We start from the raw sequence: 896 nt of genomic DNA on the forward strand, positions 1-896 counted from the left end.
CGCCCCCCCCCCCCCCCCCCCCCCCCCCCCCCCCCCCCCCCCCCCCCCCCGGGGGGGGGGGGGGGGGGGCCCCCCCCCCCCCCGGCCGTGCAGCCGTCGGTCGCGCTGGCACCGCGCGCCCTGCGGCGGCTGCTGGGCCACTACCCCACCGGCGTGGCCATCGCCACCACCCGCGACGCGCGCGGCAAGCCGCACGGCCTGACCATCAACTCGTTCGTGCCGGTTTCGCTGCAGCCACCGCTGGTGTCGTGGACGCTGGCACTGCACGCGAACAGCTTGAAGGCCTTCCAGTGCGCACCGCAGTTTGCGATCAGCGTGCTGGGTGCCCAGCAGGTGGCGCTGGCACGGCAGTTCGCCGACCCGCTCGTGCGCGATCGCTTCGAAGGCGTGCCGCTGCTGGACGAGGACGACGGCCTGCCGCCTCGCATTGCCGGCGCGGTGGCACACCTGGTGTGCAGCCGCCATGCGCACTGGCCGATGGGCGACCATCTGCTGCTGGTGGGTCGCGTGCTGCAGGCCAGCGACGCCGACCAGGCTCCGCTGCTGTTCCATCGCGGGCGCTTCCAGGCCGGATCGCTGCAGCCCGTGTTCGAGGTCATCCCTTGAACATGCAGGCCCTGGAAGCGCTGTTGGCGGCGGGCAAGGACAACGCGCTGCTGCGCTTCGGCCTGGGCAAGGGCTGGCTGGATGCCGGTGACGCGCTGCGCGCGGCGATGCATCTGGGCCGCTGCGTGGCGCTGGACCCGCAGTATTCGGCCGCGTGGAAGCTGCTGGGCAAGGCGTGGCTGGCCGGAGGCCAGCCGGGGGGGGGGCGCCCCCCCCGGGGGCCGGGGGCGGCGGGGGGGGGCCCCCCCCCGCTACCGGGTGTTCGGCGGCATGCGCGGGTGCCCGGCGAG

2 protein-coding genes are annotated in these 896 nt (G+C 76.2%); both read left to right on the top strand.

The genetic code is table 11. The annotated features are described in order from the left end of the window. Positions 1-87 precede the first annotated feature (87 nt). Positions 88-606, top strand: a complete 519-nt coding sequence (locus tag IAE58_RS19860) for a flavin reductase family protein (protein WP_325166870.1) — start codon at positions 88-90, stop codon at positions 604-606. Beyond that, positions 603-896: hypothetical protein (locus IAE58_RS19865; RefSeq protein ID WP_234456401.1), on the top strand; the 294-nt coding region annotated here is incomplete at its 3' end. The genes IAE58_RS19860 and IAE58_RS19865, both read left to right, overlap by 4 nt.

The sequence above is a fragment of the Stenotrophomonas sp. S49 genome (genome assembly GCF_016624905.1).
Lineage (GTDB): Bacteria > Pseudomonadota > Gammaproteobacteria > Xanthomonadales > Xanthomonadaceae > Stenotrophomonas.